Source organism: Algiphilus sp. (assembly GCF_965216485.1).
Lineage (GTDB): Bacteria > Pseudomonadota > Gammaproteobacteria > Nevskiales > Nevskiaceae > Algiphilus.
Map to the genome: position 1 here is coordinate 341210 of NZ_OZ244162.1, position 15791 is coordinate 357000.

Annotated in this window: 14 protein-coding genes; 8 read left to right on the forward strand and 6 right to left on the reverse strand. The window is 66.0% G+C overall.

The annotated features are described in order from the left end of the window. Window positions 1–80: 80 nt before the first annotated feature. Entirely contained in the window at window positions 81–1118 is a 1038-nt protein-coding gene (locus tag ACOOFO_RS01575; protein WP_420427908.1) for a hypothetical protein, read from the forward strand. Here the strand turns inward: ACOOFO_RS01575 and ACOOFO_RS01580 are convergent. Continuing rightward, the gene (locus ACOOFO_RS01580) at window positions 1115–2485 is read right to left on the reverse strand and encodes a WS/DGAT/MGAT family O-acyltransferase (protein ID WP_420427909.1); all 1371 of its coding nucleotides are present in this window, start codon (window positions 2483–2485) and stop codon (window positions 1115–1117) included. The two genes, ACOOFO_RS01575 and ACOOFO_RS01580, sit on opposite strands and share 4 nt — an antisense overlap. Before the next feature lie 148 nt (window positions 2486–2633). On the opposite strand from ACOOFO_RS01580, the gene ACOOFO_RS01585 reads away from it, so the two are divergent. The 5 genes from ACOOFO_RS01585 to ACOOFO_RS01605 all read left to right on the forward strand — a co-directional run bounded on the left by ACOOFO_RS01585 (window position 2634) and on the right by ACOOFO_RS01605 (window position 9353). Continuing rightward, window positions 2634–4085, forward strand: a complete 1452-nt coding sequence (locus tag ACOOFO_RS01585; RefSeq protein WP_420427910.1) for an aldehyde dehydrogenase family protein — start codon at window positions 2634–2636, stop codon at window positions 4083–4085. Window positions 4086–4223: 138 nt separating this feature from the next. Next, entirely contained in the window at window positions 4224–6308 is a 2085-nt protein-coding gene (locus tag ACOOFO_RS01590) for a prolyl oligopeptidase family serine peptidase (protein ID WP_420427911.1), read from the forward strand. 57 nt (window positions 6309–6365) lie between these two features. After that, window positions 6366–7421: an SPOR domain-containing protein gene (locus ACOOFO_RS01595; RefSeq protein ID WP_420427912.1), complete on the forward strand. Its 1056-nt coding sequence runs from the start codon at window positions 6366–6368 to the stop codon at window positions 7419–7421. 152 nt (window positions 7422–7573) lie between these two features. Further along, window positions 7574–8476, forward strand: coding sequence for an ion transporter (locus tag ACOOFO_RS01600; protein ID WP_420427913.1), 903 nt, complete (start codon window positions 7574–7576; stop codon window positions 8474–8476). 70 nt (window positions 8477–8546) lie between these two features. Then, a complete protein-coding gene (locus ACOOFO_RS01605) occupies window positions 8547–9353 on the forward strand; it encodes a hypothetical protein (protein ID WP_420427914.1) in 807 nt (268 codons plus the stop codon). 61 nt (window positions 9354–9414) lie between these two features. On the opposite strand, the gene ACOOFO_RS01610 is transcribed toward ACOOFO_RS01605, so the two are convergent. Together ACOOFO_RS01610 and typA are read right to left on the reverse strand one after the other, a co-directional pair. After that, on the reverse strand, window positions 9415–9948 hold the full coding sequence (locus ACOOFO_RS01610; protein WP_420427915.1) for a hypothetical protein: 534 nt from the start codon (window positions 9946–9948) through the stop codon (window positions 9415–9417). A gap of 59 nt (window positions 9949–10007) precedes the next feature. Beyond that, window positions 10008–11837, reverse strand: coding sequence for a translational GTPase TypA (gene typA, locus ACOOFO_RS01615; RefSeq protein ID WP_420427916.1), 1830 nt, complete (start codon window positions 11835–11837; stop codon window positions 10008–10010). 121 nt (window positions 11838–11958) lie between these two features. On the opposite strand from typA, the gene ACOOFO_RS01620 reads away from it, so the two are divergent. Then, window positions 11959–12741 carry a DUF4197 domain-containing protein gene (locus tag ACOOFO_RS01620; protein WP_420427917.1) on the forward strand — a complete coding sequence of 261 codons (783 nt, stop codon included), beginning with the start codon at window positions 11959–11961 and terminating at the stop codon, window positions 12739–12741. Here ACOOFO_RS01620 and ACOOFO_RS01625 read toward each other — a convergent pair. Next, window positions 12738–13604 (reverse strand): tetratricopeptide repeat protein, encoded by an 867-nt coding sequence (locus tag ACOOFO_RS01625; RefSeq protein WP_420427918.1) that lies wholly within the window; start codon window positions 13602–13604, stop codon window positions 12738–12740. The two genes, ACOOFO_RS01620 and ACOOFO_RS01625, sit on opposite strands and share 4 nt — an antisense overlap. Window positions 13605–13680: 76 nt before the next feature. Here ACOOFO_RS01625 and ACOOFO_RS01630 point away from each other — a divergent pair, with 76 nt between their 5' ends. Next, the gene (locus ACOOFO_RS01630) at window positions 13681–14202 is read left to right on the forward strand and encodes a DUF2062 domain-containing protein (protein WP_420427919.1); all 522 of its coding nucleotides are present in this window, start codon (window positions 13681–13683) and stop codon (window positions 14200–14202) included. On the opposite strand, the gene ACOOFO_RS01635 is transcribed toward ACOOFO_RS01630, so the two are convergent. Both ACOOFO_RS01635 and arfB read right to left on the reverse strand, forming a co-directional pair. Then, window positions 14193–15230, reverse strand: a complete 1038-nt coding sequence (locus tag ACOOFO_RS01635; RefSeq protein WP_420427920.1) for a 2-dehydropantoate 2-reductase — start codon at window positions 15228–15230, stop codon at window positions 14193–14195. The genes ACOOFO_RS01630 and ACOOFO_RS01635 overlap by 10 nt on opposite strands. After that, entirely contained in the window at window positions 15220–15585 is a 366-nt protein-coding gene (arfB, locus tag ACOOFO_RS01640) for an alternative ribosome rescue aminoacyl-tRNA hydrolase ArfB (protein WP_420427921.1), read from the reverse strand. The genes ACOOFO_RS01635 and arfB overlap by 11 nt, the downstream gene beginning before the upstream one ends. Between the last annotated feature and the right edge of the window lie 206 nt (window positions 15586–15791).

A 15791-nucleotide genomic window follows, 5' to 3' on the forward strand; every position in this document is an offset into this window, starting at 1 on the left:
GATGCATGGAAGACCGGGCGCGTTGGCGCATGCGCAACGAGCGTGATAGAAGGCGTCATCCAATCGCAAGGGGCGCAGACATGCAAGTGGTCGGACTCGACATCGGTTTCGGCTTCACCAAGGCCACCGATGGCCGCAATCAGCAGATCTTCAAGTCGGTGGTCGGGGAAGCGGCCGAAGCCGCCTTCACCAATCCCATCTCGCTGGCCACCGAGAGCGCGCGCGCCCATCGGCAGATCACCATCGGCGATGAGGCCTATTTCATTGGCGAAACCGCCGAAGCCGGCTCGCGGGGTCGTGGCTTCACTCTCGACCAGCAACAGCTTCTGACCCGCTATGCCCGCGTCCTGGCTGCTGCTGCCCTCGCACCGATGGTGCCCTCCGGCGAGCCGCTGCGGGTGGTCACGGGTCTGCCGATCAGCTTCCTGCGCCGGCATCGTGACGGCCTGGCCGCCTTACTTCAGCAGCGTCATCAGGTCACGCTGACGAATGCCGACGGCAGCAAGGAAAGCAAGCAGATTCATGTCGAAAAGGTGCGCGTGATTCCGCAGCCCTTCGGCGCGCTGTTCCGCCACATGCTCAACGACCAGGGCAAGGGTGCGGTGCAGCGCTTCGTGACCGACAAGATCGGCATCATCGATATTGGCTTCCGCACTGCGGACTACGCCATCTCGGACCGTACGCGCTATTCCGAGCGCGGCTCGCAGTCCTCGGACGCCGGCATTTCGCTGGCCTACACCGCCATCGCCAACAACCTCACCGAACAGTCGGGGGTTCAGGTGGAGCTCTATCGCCTGTACGAGGCCATCGATCGCGGCAGCATCAAGATCAAGGGCAAACGCTACGACCTCAACAAGCTCACCGAGCGCGCCTTCAGCGCACTGGCAACGCGCGTAGCGACCGAGCTCAACCGCCTGTGGGCCGACGACTGGGACCTCGACGCCGTCATCATCGCTGGCGGCGGCGGCGCGGCCCTACTGCCCTATCTGCAGCCTTTGATCGAGCACGAACTGATCCCGGTCGACGCCGATGCCGACAGCCGCCTGCTCAACGTCCAGGGCTATTACCGCTACGGCCGGCATCTCTGGCCGAATACGCCGGCGCAACAGGGCGGCTAGCTACACAGGCGCTCGAGTTCGTCGAGCGCCTCGCTGGTATAGACCGCCAGCCGCTGCATGCTGGGCAGCGTGTCGCGACAGCCGGTAAAGCCGAAGTTGAGCGTGTCGACGTAGCTGACGCAGGTGATGTTCAGACCCTGCCCATGCGAAACCAGGGAGACCGGGTACATCGCCTCCAGCCGTGCACCACCGAGATAGAGCGTTTCCTTCGGCCCCGGCACATTGGAAATGGCCAGGTTGAACATGGGCGGCGTGCGACCGCCCAGATGCATCAGCAACTGCCAGATATAGGGCCCCATCAACAGCATGGTGTACTGATCGAGGGCTTCCTTGGGCAGTGCCTGCAGATGCTTCTTGGCGCGATCGGTGGAGGCCACGATGGCTTCCAGGCGCTTGCGCGGGTCGGCGATATCGGTGGCCAGCGAGGCGATGATGAAACTGATGGCAGTGCCCACCGCCACATCGTCCTTGGGGCGGACCGACACCGGGATGCCCGCGGTCAGCGAGCGCCGCGGCAGCTGATTGGCTTCCTTCAGATAGCGCCGCAGCGAGCCGGCACAGATGGCGAGGACGACGTCATTGATGGTGCCGCCGCAGCCCTCCGCCACTTTCTTGAGCCGGCGCATGTCGTATTGCTGGGTGGCAAAGCGGCGCTGCGCCGAGATGCGCTTGTTGAGCACCGAGCGCGGCGCATCGAAGGGCGCGACCTGGGCGTCACCGTCGCTGGAGCCGGCGCGATAGGAGGCGATCAGCGCGCGCGCGGCCGAAGGAATGCCGCTGGCGAATCCGCGCAGACTCGGCGTCGCCAGCGCGGCGCTGGAGGCCGTGCCCGTGTCGCGCTTCTTGGCGTAGTCGGCGCCAACGCTCCATGGCGGACGAAAGGATGCCGAGGGGTCGGTGCTCATTGCCCGCTGCACCATGCGCATGCCGCCGACGCCATCGACCAGCGCATGATGCATCTTGGTGTAGAGCGCGAAGCGCCCGCCTTCCAGGCCTTCGATCAGGTGGCACTCCCAGAGCGGCCGCGAGACATCCATCGGATGGCTATGCAGGCGCGAGATGAGCACGCCGAGTTCGCGCTCACCGCCCGGCGCCGGCAGCGCGGAGTGGCGGAAGTGATAGTCGATATCAAGATCGTCGTCCCGCTCCCACGCCGGCAACACACCGCGCAGCGGCGAAGGCTTGAGGCGCAGATTCCACGGCGGCGCGAAACTGCGTGAGGCGCGCGCTTCCTCTGAAAGATTGCGCAGGAAATCCTCAGGTGCGTCCTCCGGCAGGGAGAAAATCTGCAACCCGGCCACATGCATGGGCGTATTGGCGGTATCGACGTAGAGCCACGCCGCATCCATGGGCTTGAGGCGTTTCATGTCTTCTCCCTGTGCTTGAAGCGATGCCTATTTACTAGTGCGTGCAGTGTATGCAGCTTGGAGAAAAAAGTGCAGGTGCTTTCTCCTTGACACCAGGCAGTGGCATACTCATTGAACAAGCGTTAAGGCCGCATTGCAGGAGACCCGCATGAACAAGGCTGCCCAAGCCCTCGAAACCACCCCCGTCGCCTCGGCGGACCACGACGAAATCCGCCGCATCTTCGCGCAGCAGCGCGACACCATGCTGGCCTGGCGTCAGTCCACCGCCGAGGAACGCCTGGCGCGTATCCAGCGGCTGGTCGATGCGGTCGAAGCACATACCGATGAGATCGTCGCGGCCGGCGCCGCCGACTTCCGCAAGCCGGCGGAAGAGGTGCACATCACCGAAATCCTCCCGATCTACATGGAGGCCAAGGACGCCAAGCGCCACCTCAAGAAGTGGATGAAGTCCAAGAGCGTGCCGCCCACCCGCATGATGCTCGGCACCAAGGCCTACATGCAGTACGAGCCGAAGGGACGCGCGCTGATCATCTCGCCGTGGAACTACCCGCTCAATCTCAGCTTCGGGCCGCTGGTGTCCGCTCTCGCCGCAGGCTGTCCGACGATCCTCAAGCCCTCCGAGATGACGCCGAACATGAGCGCGCTGATGGCGAAGATCGTGCGCGAGACCTTCGACCCGAGCGAAGTCGCCCTGTTCGAAGGCGAAGTCGACGTCAGCCAGACGCTGCTCGATCTGCCCTTCGATCACATCTTCTTCACCGGCAGCCCGCAGGTCGGCAAGATCGTGATGGCGGCCGCTGCCAAGCATCTCACCAGCGTCACGCTGGAACTGGGCGGCAAGTCGCCCACCATCATCGATGAGAGCGCCGACGTCGATCTCGCCGCGCGCACCATCATGTGGGGCAAGTACACCAACAACGGCCAGACCTGTATCGCGCCGGATCACATCTATGTGCACAACAGCATCCGCGAGAAGTTCGTGCACGCCGCGGTCGAGACACTCAAGAAGTACTACGGCGATTCGGTCGAAAAGCACAAGGAATCGCCCTTCCTCGCGCGCATCGTCAATCACAACCACACGCATCGCATCTCCGGCCTGCTCGACGATGCCAAGACGCGCGGCGCGCGCGTGCTCTATGGCGACGATGTCGACCACGACGACCGCTACATCGCGCCCACGCTGCTGACCGACCTTCCGGCCGACGCCAAGATCATGGAAGAGGAGATCTTCGGCCCGCTGCTGCCCATCATCGGCTATGACGACATCGACGAAGTGATCGGCAAGATCAACGATGCGCCCAAGCCGCTGGCGCTCTACATCTGGAGCAAGAAGGACGACAACATCCGCGAGGTCATGCAGCGCACCAGTTCCGGCGGCGCCTGCATCAACCACGCCGTGGTCCACTTCCTGCACGGCAATCTGCCCTTTGGCGGCGTCAACAACTCCGGCATCGGCAGCGGCCACGGCGAATTCGGCTTCAAGGCCTTCTCGCACGAGCGCGCCGTGGTGCGCACCCGCTTCATGATGGCCCGGCTCTTCTTCCCGCCGTATACCAAGCTGAGCAATGCCATCATCAAGATTCTGCCGCGCAGCATCTAGCCACAGCCACGCAGTCTTTCCTTCAACAGGCCCTGCCCATGGCGGGGCCTTGTTGTGTGCGCTGGGGTTGCTCGCCGGCCTGCTGATCCCGGTCCCGCCGACGCAGGCGGGGGTCGAGGCCGCCCCCGCCAGGCACTGGTGGAACAACTGCACGGCGAGTGCGTCGCCGACCCCTACCGCTGGCTGGAAGATACGGATGCTGCTGAGGTCCAGGCGTGGGTGACGGCACAGAATGCCTATAGCGCCCACCATCTCGACGGCCTGCCCTTGCGCGACGCCTTCGCCCGACGTCTCGAAGCCATCTGGGACACTCCGCGACGCAGCCTGCCGCAGATCGCGGCCAGTGGCGCCCGCGTCTTCGAGGCCAACAGCGGCCTCCAGGAGCAGCCCGTGCTCTACTGGCAGGCCAGCGCCAAGGCCGAGGCCCGGGCGCTGCTTGACCCGAACGCCATGGCCACGGACCCGCCCGTGTCGGTGGGTGAATACGCCCTGTCTCCAGATGGTGGGCTGTTGGCCTATACGCTGTCGCAGTCTGGGTCGGACTGGCGGACGCTGCGCATCCGGCGCACCGACACCGGCGAGGATCTGCCCACGCGCATCGAGCGCGTCAAGTTTTCCTCGCTGGCCTGGACGGCCGACAGCCGCGGCATCTTCTACGCCCGCTATCCGGAAGCGCCGGCAAACGCCGACCCCTTGTTCGATCCGCTGGCCCACCAGCGCCTGCGCCTGCACCGCTTGAACGAGGATGGCGCGGACAGCGCGGGTGACCACCTCATTCGGGAGGCGCCCGAGCATCCGCGGCGGGGCTTCAGCGCGCAGACCTCCGAGGATGGCCAGTGGCTGTGGATTGCGGCCTGGGAGGGCACACGCCACAACCTGCTCTTCGCCCAGCCGGTGGATGCGACCGGCCGCGCCACCGCGGATGCCATCCCGCTGGTGACCCGCTTGCAACACGACTACGCGGTGGTTGGTCATCACCAGGAGACGGTCTTTGTGCTGACCGATGACGGCGCAGCACGCGGACGCATCGTCGCCATCGACCTGAATGCCCCGCAACGACGCCACTGGCGCACCCTCGTGCCGGAAAGTACGGAGGTCCTGCGTGATGCCCGCATGGTCGGCGGTCGACTGGTGGTGCACGCCCTGCGCGATGCCGCCTCCGTGCTGCGCGTGGTCTCGCTGCAGGGCGAGACTGTGCACAGTATTCCGTTGGCGGGACTGGGCACGGTGACCGGCCTGAGTGGACGCCAAAATCAGGCTGCCTTGCACTACGGATTCAGCACGACCACGGTTCCCACCCGAAGCTATCGGGTCGATCTATCGCAGACGCCGCTGGCACCCGCACTGGTACATGCGCCGCCGCCACGCTTTGATGCGGCTTCGGTCGTCACCACCCGCGCCTTTGCCACATCGCGCGACGGCACCCGCATCCCGGTCCTGCTTACCCACCGGCGCGATCTCGATCTTGACCGCACCCATCCCACGATCCTCTACGGTTATGGCGGTTTCAACATTGCGCTGACGCCGCGCTTTTCGACCCGCGCCGCGGCGTGGGTGGACGCCGGCGGCATCTGGGCGGTGGCCAACCTGCGCGGCGGCGGCGAATACGGCACACCCTGGCACGAGGCCGGCATCCGCGACAACAAGCCGCAGACCTTCGACGACGTCATCGCCGCGGCGGGCTGGCTGATCCACAACGGCTACACGCGCAGCGAGCAGTTGGCGCTGCACGGCGCCTCCAACGGCGGCATGGTGGTGGGCGCGGTGGTCAACCGGCGCCCCGACCTGTTTGCAGCGGCCGTGCCCGCGGTGGGTGTCATGGACATGCTGCGTTTCCATCGTTTCAGCATCGGCTGGGCGTGGAAGCCGGACTATGGCGACCCGGAGAAGGCCGAGGATTTCGCGGTACTGCGCAGCTATTCGCCGTATCACAACATCGCGCCGAATACCGACTATCCGGCAACGCTGATCACCACCGCCGACCACGACGATCGCGTCTCCCCCGCACACAGCTACAAATATGCCGCCCGCCTGCAATGGGCGCAGTCGGGGGAAGCGCCCATCCTGTTGCGCGTCGAACGCAAGGCGGGACACGGGGCCGGCAAGGGGACCCAGCAGCGCATCGCCGAAGCCCGCGACGTGCTGGCCTTTACTGCGCAGTTCACCGGATTGGCCCCGACGGTCAGCCCCGTCCGCAATACCAGCCCCACCAATCCCGACTAGGCCCCATCCTTGCACCTGGCTTGCAGGGGCGCGTTGCCCTATTGGAATATGACCGCCATGACGACAACACCGCGAACACTGGCGCGCGCGCTGGCTCTTCCCTTCCTGCTCGTGGTCAGCACGACGGTGGTGGCCCAGGGTTGGCGCGCCGAGCGCGTGACTGGCCCGGTGGAGAGCACGTCCGGTGAAGCACTCGCCGATGGCGCACCGCTGGCAGCGGATGCCCGCCTGCAGCTGCAGGAAGGTGGCGCCCTGACCCTCTGGCGCGCCGGCACCCGGCTGCGCCTGCGCGGTCCCGCCGAGCTTGCCCTGTTCCCCGCCGATCAACCTGAGGTCGCGCGCGTGCAATTGCGCGATGGCGCACTGCGCGCCGACGCCCCCGCAGGACGCGATCTGCGCGTCAACGCCGGCGCCCTGCGTCTGCGCCTGGTCAATGCCGAAGCCTGGATGGCGGCAGCCGGTGACGGCGACCGTGTATGCGCCCTCAGAGGCACCACGCAGGTGCAGGTACCGGACAGCAATCAGACGCTGATGCTGGAACGCACCGGCGCCTGTCTTCGCCGTCTGCAGGATGGCACCTTGTTGCACGAGCGCCCGACCCGAAGCGAACTCAATGCACGCCTGGCGCGCGCCGATGGCGGCAGCGACCCCGTGCCGGTGACCTTTAGGCCCGCGCCCATTCCGGAAGGCGCGCGCACGGCATCGAGCCCCGCGCCCTCCTCCACGCCCCCTGAAGAAAGTTCGATCCGTTCCGCCGACGCCGGGTCAGCGGCAGCCGCCGCCGCGCCCGCCGCACCGGATACGAATCCTGTACTCCAAACACCGGCACGCAGTGTCAAGCCGGTGGAGCGCGCGGCGCCCCCAGACCAGTACGAACAGGCCTGGTTTGTCGTGATTGGCGCCTTTACCGACGAAGCAAGCGCTCGCGCGGTATTGCGCAGGAATCAGGGCATTGCCCCGGATGAAGGCCATGTGTTGCGCATTGCCCGCGGCGGCCTGTTCCGCTCGGCAGTTGGGCCCTTTCCGGATCGCGCGGCCGCCGAAGCGCGCCGCGAGGCATTGCGGACGGACTACCCGGAAGCATGGTTGCTCCGGCCGGGCGCCCATCCGTAGAGGCGGAGCCGCACTCGATTCGTCTTGACAGGCCCCTTGCCGGCCCTGGCCCTCTTCTTGCTTTGCCAATCTGACACCCCTATATAGCGGTGCGAAGGCGGGCGGACGGCATGGTGCCCCGCGTGAAGCCTTCTGCAAGGCATGGAGCGGCAATGCGTGAGCAGGTTGTGGACACCGGTAGATCATGGCGGGCGCGCGTCCGGGATTTCATCGAAGGCCGCCGTGCAACGACAGTCATCATCACGCTGATCCTGATCAATGCCGTCACGCTTGGTCTGGAAACCGATTCCGAGATCATGGCGCGCTATGGCGCACTGCTCCATATCGTCGACCGCGCCATTCTCATGGTCTTCACGCTGGAACTCCTCCTGAAGGGCTACGCGCACCGTCTTGCCTTCTTCCGCTCCGGCTGGAACATCTTCGATCTGCTGATCGTCGGCATCGCCTGGCTGCCCGCCACCGGTCCGCTTGCCATCCTTCGCGCCTTGCGCATCCTGCGGGTGCTGCGCCTGCTGTCGGTGGTTCCGCAGATGCGGCGCGTCATCACCGCCATCGGCCACTCCATTCCCGGGATGACCTCGGTCATCGGGGTGCTGGCCGTGTTCTTCTACGTGTCCTCGGTGCTGGCCACCAAGCTTTTCGGCATGCATCCGGACCCCCAGATGCAGGAGTGGTTTGGCTCCATCGGGGCGTCCGCCTACACCCTGTTCCAGGTCATGACCCTGGAAAGCTGGTCGATGGGTATCGTGCGCCCCACCATGGAACTCTATCCGCTGGCCTGGGTGTTCTTCGTTCCCTTTATCGTCATCACCAGCTTTGCCGTCCTGAATCTCTTCATTGGCATCATTGTGGACGCCATGCAGACCACGCAGCGCGAAGCAAGCGCCATGGACGTGGATGTATCGAAGGATTCCGAATTGGACGGCGTACCGCCAGTGAACGCACAGCTGGCGCGGCTCGAGCAGGAATTCGCGGCGCTGCGCTCGCTACTGCTGCAAGCCGAGGCAGAGAAGCGCGAGGTGTCGCTACCCAAGCGCGAATCCTCTCCCCCATGAAAGCGGGACACGCCGGCATGGCGGCCTGTGCTACAACCCCCGGATTGCTTGTTCCACCCGGGGGTTTTCCATGCCGTACCGTTTTCTGACCGCGCTGCTCACCGCTGCCAGCGTCAGCTTCACCGCGCCCGCGCTGGCGGGCGGTAGCGCCACCATCGCTTCCCAGGACCAGTCCATGTCGTTGGAGTACGACGGTGATCGGGTGCGCATGAATGTGCAGGGAGAAGCCGATACCTACATGGTGATCCGCGACGGGCGCATGTATTCGGTCGCCGGCGGCATGGTCTTCGACGCCTCCAGCCTGATGCGCAGCTTTGCCGGCCAGGCCCCCGCGCCCGGCGACGATGTCGGCGACTTCCACGGCCTCAAGGCCACCGGTCGCAGCGAGACCGTGGCGGGTATTCCCGGCGAGGTCTATGTGATCGACTTTACCGACAGCGAAGGGCGCCGGCAGCAGAAGGAGGCGGTTCTGTCGCGCGACAAACGCGCCCGCGAGATGCAGCAGGCCTTCATGCACATGACGCAGGTGATGGCCGAAGCCACCAATACCAACACCTCGGGCGCCGCGGAAATGGATGCGGCGCTCGACGGTCGCGGCATCCTGCGCATGGGCAATGAGATGCGCGTGACTGCCATCAGCGGCAGCACGCCGCCGGCCGCGCGCTTCGAGCTCCCGTCGGAGCCGCAACAACTCGGTGGGGGAGGCAGTGAAGGGGAAGGCGGCATCGGTGCAGCCATCAGTGGTTTCTTCGGCGAGAAGGCGGAGCGGCAGCAGGATCGTGCCGCCGACCGGACCGAACAGGAAATCGATGAGCAGACCGACAAGGCCGCCGACAGCCTGATGGACAAGGCCTTCGACAAGCTCTTCGGCAACTGAAGCGCTCGCCGTCCTTCAGCGCTGGCATTCTCTGCCCGCGGCCTCACAGGCTGCGGGCTTTTTAATGTGCGCCAGAGCCGCGTTGACGCCAGCCGAGGGCATGCAGGGCCGGTACATAGACCTGCTGCCAGTCGCCTTCCACGGTCAGCAGAATGACCAGGTCGCCAGCGGTGAGGCGCATGAGCGGTTGCGACTGTATCGACGGACCGGCACGCAAGGCGGTGGGCTCGGCGAGACGGTAGCGCGGCAGATGCGCGCCCACCGTGGCGGCCATGTCGGGCGCGCGCCGCACCTTGTCGGCATCGAGGGCGACCAGCGCGCGCAGCGCCTGCGCCAGCTCGGCAGCATCCGGGATGGCCGCCCAGGCCGCTTCGGCCGGTGCGGCCCTTGCGAAGACCGGAATCGGCGTTGGCGCTTCCGCCTCGGCGGCAACCGGCTTGTCCGCTTCCTTGGCTTTGCCAATCGGAATGAAGATGGTGCCGCGCGTCGGTGGTCGATGCGGCTCACCCGCCTGCGCAACACTCAGTGCGCTGGCGCAGAGCCCCCCGAATAAAGCGACCGCGACGGCCATGCGCGCCTTGCCCTTGTCGTGCACAGCGACCTCACCATGTGAGTGTGACCCGCATGGTACGTCAGGCCCGACGCGCCCGGCCATCAGCCCTTGGCGGCGCGCTTGCGCTCGTGCTCCTTCAGCCAGCGCTTGCGGATACGAATCGCCTTGGGCGTGATCTCGACCAGTTCGTCGTCGTTGATGAACTCGAGGGCCTGCTCCAGGGACATGCGCACCGGCGGCGTCAGCAGCACGTTCTCGTCGGAGCCGGAGGCGCGCACATTGGTGAGCTTCTTGCCCTTGAGCACATTCACGACGAGGTCGTTGTCACGCGAATGGATGCCGACCACCTGGCCTTCATAGACCTGATCACCGGGGTCGACCATCATCTTGCCGCGGTCCTGCAGGTTGAAGATGGCATAGGCCAGCACCTTGCCCTGCTCGTTGGCAACCAGCACACCGTTGTGGCGATTGCCCACGGCCATGGCGGCGCGGCCGTCGAAGCGGTCGAAGTTGTGGGCCAGCAGCCCGGTGCCGGAGGTCAGCGACAGGAACTCCGTCTGGAAACCGATCAGGCCACGCGAGGGGATGGTGTATTCCAGGCGCACGCGGCCGGTGTCGTCCGTGACCATGTTCAGCATCTGGCCACCGCGCTCATTGAGGCGCTGGATGACCGCCCCCTGATACTGATCCTCGATGTCCGCGGTGAGGTTTTCCCACGGCTCCTGCACCACGCCGTCGACCTCGCGGGTGATGACCTGCGGCCGTGATACCGACATCTCATAGCCCTCGCGGCGCATGTTCTCCAGCAGCACGGACAGATGCAGCAGGCCGCGGCCGGAGACCTGGAACTGATCGCCCGAGGCCATCGGCTGCACGCGCATCGCGACATTGGTCTTGAGTTCACGCTGCAGGCGCTCGCCGATCTGACGGCTGGTGACGAACTTGCCCTCGGTGCCGGCGAAGGGCGACTTGTTGACTTCGAAGGTCATGCTCATGGTCGGCTCGTCGACCTCGAGCAGCGGTAGGGCTTCAGGGTGCGCCGGGTCGCATAGCGTCTCGGAGATGCCCAGATTCTCCACGCCGGTCACCGCGACGATGTCTCCGGCCGAGGCCTCGCTCACCTCGCGCCGTTCGAGGCCGAGGAAGCCGAGCACCTGCAGCACACGCGCCGAGCGGCGGGCGCCTTCGCGGTCGATCACGCTGACCGGGGTATTGGTCGCTATGCGTCCGCGCTTGATGCGCCCGGTGCCGATGACGCCGACATAGGTCGACCAGCTCAGCGAGATGATCTGCATCTGGAATGGGCCATCCGGGTCGACATCCGGGGCATTGACCCGGTCGACGATGGTCTCGAACAGCGGCCGCATGTCGCCGTCGCGCACGCCATCGTCCAGGCTGGCGTAGCCCTGCAGGGCCGAGGCATAGACGATGGGGAAATCGAGCTGCTCGTCGGTGGCGCCAAGATTGTCGAACAGGTCGAAGACCTGGTTGATCACCCAATCCGGGCGGGCGCCGGGACGGTCGATCTTGTTGACCACGACGATGGGCTTGAGACCGAGCGCGAAGGCCTTGGAGGTCACGAAGCGGGTCTGCGGCATTGGCCCGTCGACCGCATCCACCAGCAGCAGCACCGAATCGACCATCGACAGCACGCGCTCCACTTCGCCACCAAAGTCGGCGTGGCCCGGCGTGTCGACGATATTGATGCGGTACTCGGTATCGCTGCGCGTATCGCGCCAGTTGATCGCCGTGTTCTTGGAAAGGATGGTGATCCCACGCTCCTTCTCCAGGCTGTTCGAGTCCATGATGCGTTCGCCGTAATCGGTGCGCGCCTCCAGCGTGTTGGACTCGCGGAGCAGCTTGTCGACCAGGGTGGTCTTGCCGTGGTCAACGTGGGCGATGATGGCGATATTGCGGAGCGTGGACGTCATAGAGATGGTGCGTTGCACAAAAAGGCGATGCATGGTACGCCCAAGCCGCGAAAAGCGCGAGCATTCATTGCAGCATCAGGCCAACATGGCATGGTGTGCGATCCTCCAGCGAGCATCCCCCATGAAACGCCCTGGCATTGCCCTTTTCACCGCCTGCTGCCTGAGTATCGCCGCGCCGGCCCAGGCCGCCTGGTGGGACCGCTTCTTTGGCAGCCCCGAGCGGCCTGATGCAACGCCCGAATCCGCGCCCGTGCAGGTCGAGGACGGTAGCGCCACCGATACCGCACTACAGGGCGACACCATTGCACGCGCCCTGCGCGCCGCGCTTTCCCAGGGTGTGGACAGCGCCATCGCCGGGCTGGGGCGAGAAGACGGCTTCTGGCAGAGCGAGGCGGTCCGGGTGCCGATTCCGCAATCACTGCGCGGTCCGGTGGCGCTGCTACGCGAGGCCGGCATGGGCAACGCCGTGGAAGCCTTCCACCGCAGTCTGAACCGCGCTGCAGAGGCTGCCGTTCCGGCTGCAGCCGGCATCTTCAGCACCGCCCTGCAACAGATGAAACTGGAGGATGTACGCGGCATTCTGGCCGGCGGCGAACACGCGGCGACACAGTATTTTCGCGCGCGCACCGAAGGCGAACTGACAGAAGCCTTCCGGCCCATTGTGGCCGAGCGCATCACGCAAGCCGGCGTCGGCAGCGCCTATCGCGCCATGGTCAACGCAGCCGGACCCTATGCCGCCATGCTGGGCGCGCCGAAGGACCTCGACGGCTACGTCACCAGCCAGGCGCTCGATGCGCTCTTCCTGCGCATTGCCGAAGAGGAAACGCGCATTCGCCAGTCCGCGGCTGCCCGTGGCAGCGCAGTGCTGCAGGAGGTTTTCGGTCAGGCGTCGGGTGCGCCCTAGGTGCTATCGGCAGCGGTCGTATCCGCGTCCAGCGCGGGCGCCTGTGGCGGTGATTCCATCATCGCCGCGTTGTCGCTGATATTGCGCCGGGCGACATCGCTGACGGGATGTTTAGCGCCGAGCTGCTCTTCGAGCAGGGCATAGGCATCACGCAGCAGCGGGTCCGCCTTGGCGTATTCCTTCTTTTGATGGAAGGCCATGCCGAGGTTGTTCATCGCGATGCCGACATTGGCGTGGCGCTCGCCCTGCGCCTTGCGATAGGCCGCCAGCGAGCGTTCGTACCAGGCCACCGCGGCGTCCAGGTCGCCTGCGATTTCATGGGCCTCTGCGGTATCGCCCATGAGGGCGGCCATGGCTTCGCTGTCGGCCTCTCCCGCCTCCGCCAACAGCTCGGCCGCACGTTCGAGGCGCGGCAAGGCGGCTTCGGCATCGCCACGCTGCACGGCCATCAGGCCATAGTCCGAAAGCGTGCGTGCCAGCGGCCCGGGTTCGGCATCAGCGCGCGGCCTCTGCACCTCAAGGGCGCGCTCATAGAAGGCCACGGCCTGTTCGTAGTCACCATTCATCTGAAACAGGTAGGCCGCATTGTTGATCGCCCGCCCGTAGGCAACGCTGTCCTTGCCCGTCTCGGCGGCCCGCTCCAGCGCCTCCAGGCAGGCCGTCTGCGCCAGGTCACGCTGGGCGCGGTCGATGAGTTCGCGACAGCGCGTGTTGGCTTCGGCAAGGGCTTCCGGCGCAGCTGATGCCGTCGCGGTCTTCTCGGTCTCGGCGCTGCCGTCATTCAAGGCTTGGGGGGCCTCGCTGCCGCCGCAGGCTGTGAGCAGCATGCTCAGCGTGGCGCTGGCGAAAATCGCCTTGTTCATCAGTGACTCCTGGTCTCCATTCTTTGATCACAATGAAGTGCTGACGCCGGTCGCGCAAGCGCGGCTCAGACAGGGCATGCCCCGTACACTGTCGGGCATGCGACTGAAGCAGCGCTATCGCTATCTGCGGGCACGCGGCCATGCTTGGATGGTCCGCCACCCGCGCGTGCGGGCGGTGCTGGAGGCCAGTGGCTGCCTGCGCGGCGGCGCAGAAGCGGTGGCGCGCGGTGTCTTCATCGGCCTCTTCGTCGGTCTGACGCCGACGGTGGGCGCGCAGACCATCTTCATGATCAGCGGCTGCATCATCGTCCGCGGCAATTTCCCAGCCGCCTTCGCGGTGTCCTGGGTGAGCAACCCCTTCACGATGGCACCGCTGTATTGGGGGTTCCACGCCATTGGTCAAGTGGTCTTCGGGAGCCTGCCCTTCTTCGCCAGCGGCGCCTGGTATCTCAATGGCTTCATCGACGAGTGGCTCTTTGCTGTACTCGGCAGCCTGCTGATCGCGCTGCCTGCGGCCATGACCGGGTATGTCGTCTCCCACCGCCTGTCCGCGGTCCTTCGCGCCAGGCGGCTGGCGCGGGCGCAACGTCAGTCCTGAGTGGCGCTCTCAAGTGCGGCCAGCAGGTCGGGACCGTTCCAGTCGCGTCGCCCCCCGCCCTCGGCTTCCCGTACCAGGGCGACCAGCCGGGCGTTGACCGGCGCCGTGCGGCCAAGGCCCTCTGCCAGTCGCAGCAATTCGCCGTTGATCCAGTCGATTTCGGTACGCCGCCCGCGCTCGAGATCCTCCCACATGGAGGAGCGCGCCAAGGGGTCAATGCGCAACATGCGTTGCCCAAGGCGTTGAAAGATGGCATCGGGAACATCGAGCAACCGGGGCAGCCAGCGCGGCGGCACCGGCGTCAGCCGGGCTGGTCGGATGTCGGCGGCGGCGTAGAGCGCCAAGGCCTCGCGCTGCGCCAGTGCAATGCAACGGCGGAAGGCACGCTGACTGAGTTCTTCCTTGAGCGGCACCCCGGCCAGGGCGTTGATCGGGTTGTTGAGGTTGAGCAGGAGCTTGGCCCAAAGCACCGAGGCCATATCCTCGCGCAGCTGGATGGGAAGGCCGGCCGCAGCGAAGGTCCGCAGCCATGGCCTAAGGACCTCGTCGGCCTCGGCCTCGAGCGCGCCTTCGGAGCCGTGATGAAAATGGCCGGGACCGTGCTGCACCACATTGAAAGGCACCATGCCAGCCAGCACGCGCTGCTGGGGAAGCCATTCCTGCAAACGAGCGGCGTTGTTGACGCCGTTCTGCAGACTGAGGACGACGGTGCCGGGGGCCAGAACGGGTGCCAGCGCCCGGCCGGCCGCCTCGGTATCGGCGGACTTGACCGCTACCAGCACCAGTGCTGAGGCGTTCAGGGCATCCGCCTCGCTGAAGAAGGCAACCTGCGCCGCGCTGAGCTGATGGTCGAAGCCCTGCCAGTCGCTGATGTGCAGTCCATGCGTGGCGATCACCTCCCCCATGCGCGCCCGCCCAATCAGGCGGACATTCTCACCCGCAGCGATCAGACGACCGCCGATATAGCAGCCGATGCTCCCAGCGCCGAAAATGCCGATCGCGCCGGGCACCGCGGTACTAGCCGTCATCGCGGGTGACGCTGGCGCGACCGGCCTTGAGGGCACCCCGATGGCGCTTCTCCTGCAAACGGCGACGCTTGGCCGCGCGCGTCGGCTGGGTGGCGCGGCGCGCGCGCGGGGCATGGGCTCCCCGGAGCAGCAATTGGCGCAGCGCGACAAAGGCGTCTTCGCGGTTCATGGCCTGGCTGCGATGCCGTTGTGCCTTGATCACGATGCGCCCGTCCGGTGTGATGCGCCCGTCCTGCAGCTGCAGCAAGCGCTGGCGCCAGGCCTCCGGCAGACCGGATTCGTCAAGATCCAGGCGCAGGTGCACGGCCGTGGCACTGGTATTCACGTGCTGCCCGCCAGGCCCCTGTGCTCGCATGGCGTGCCAGTGCGCCGCCGCGAGGGCCGCGCGGAGGCATTCTTGGGTATGGTTCGACCTTGTCATGCAGAAGAACCTCGTGTGGTGAATCGCTCCACCCACGCTGCGGGCCATGCCGTGGTGTCCATGCGCATACCCCAGTGTACGACCTTGCCCGGTGCGCGATCGAGCGCCGCCGCGGCGCATGCACGCGTCCATGGCGGGAT

What these genes read in the sequence shown, in the direction of transcription:
- ACOOFO_RS01585 (WP_420427910.1), top strand. Translation starts at nt 2,634, where the DNA reads ATGAACAAGGCTGCCCAAGCCCTCGAAACCACCCCCGTCGCCTCGGCG.
- ACOOFO_RS01580 (WP_420427909.1), bottom strand. Translation starts at nt 2,485, where the DNA reads ATGAAACGCCTCAAGCCCATGGATGCGGCGTGGCTCTACGTCGATACC.
- ACOOFO_RS01620 (WP_420427917.1), top strand. Translation starts at nt 11,959, where the DNA reads ATGAAACGCCCTGGCATTGCCCTTTTCACCGCCTGCTGCCTGAGTATC.
- ACOOFO_RS01575 (WP_420427908.1), top strand. Translation starts at nt 81, where the DNA reads ATGCAAGTGGTCGGACTCGACATCGGTTTCGGCTTCACCAAGGCCACC.
- ACOOFO_RS01595 (WP_420427912.1), top strand. Translation starts at nt 6,366, where the DNA reads ATGACGACAACACCGCGAACACTGGCGCGCGCGCTGGCTCTTCCCTTC.
- ACOOFO_RS01600 (WP_420427913.1), top strand. Translation starts at nt 7,574, where the DNA reads ATGCGTGAGCAGGTTGTGGACACCGGTAGATCATGGCGGGCGCGCGTC.
- ACOOFO_RS01625 (WP_420427918.1), bottom strand. Translation starts at nt 13,604, where the DNA reads ATGAACAAGGCGATTTTCGCCAGCGCCACGCTGAGCATGCTGCTCACA.
- typA (WP_420427916.1), bottom strand. Translation starts at nt 11,837, where the DNA reads ATGACGTCCACGCTCCGCAATATCGCCATCATCGCCCACGTTGACCAC.
- ACOOFO_RS01605 (WP_420427914.1), top strand. Translation starts at nt 8,547, where the DNA reads ATGCCGTACCGTTTTCTGACCGCGCTGCTCACCGCTGCCAGCGTCAGC.
- arfB (WP_420427921.1), bottom strand. Translation starts at nt 15,585, where the DNA reads ATGCGAGCACAGGGGCCTGGCGGGCAGCACGTGAATACCAGTGCCACG.
- ACOOFO_RS01635 (WP_420427920.1), bottom strand. Translation starts at nt 15,230, where the DNA reads ATGACGGCTAGTACCGCGGTGCCCGGCGCGATCGGCATTTTCGGCGCT.
- ACOOFO_RS01630 (WP_420427919.1), top strand. Translation starts at nt 13,681, where the DNA reads ATGCCCCGTACACTGTCGGGCATGCGACTGAAGCAGCGCTATCGCTAT.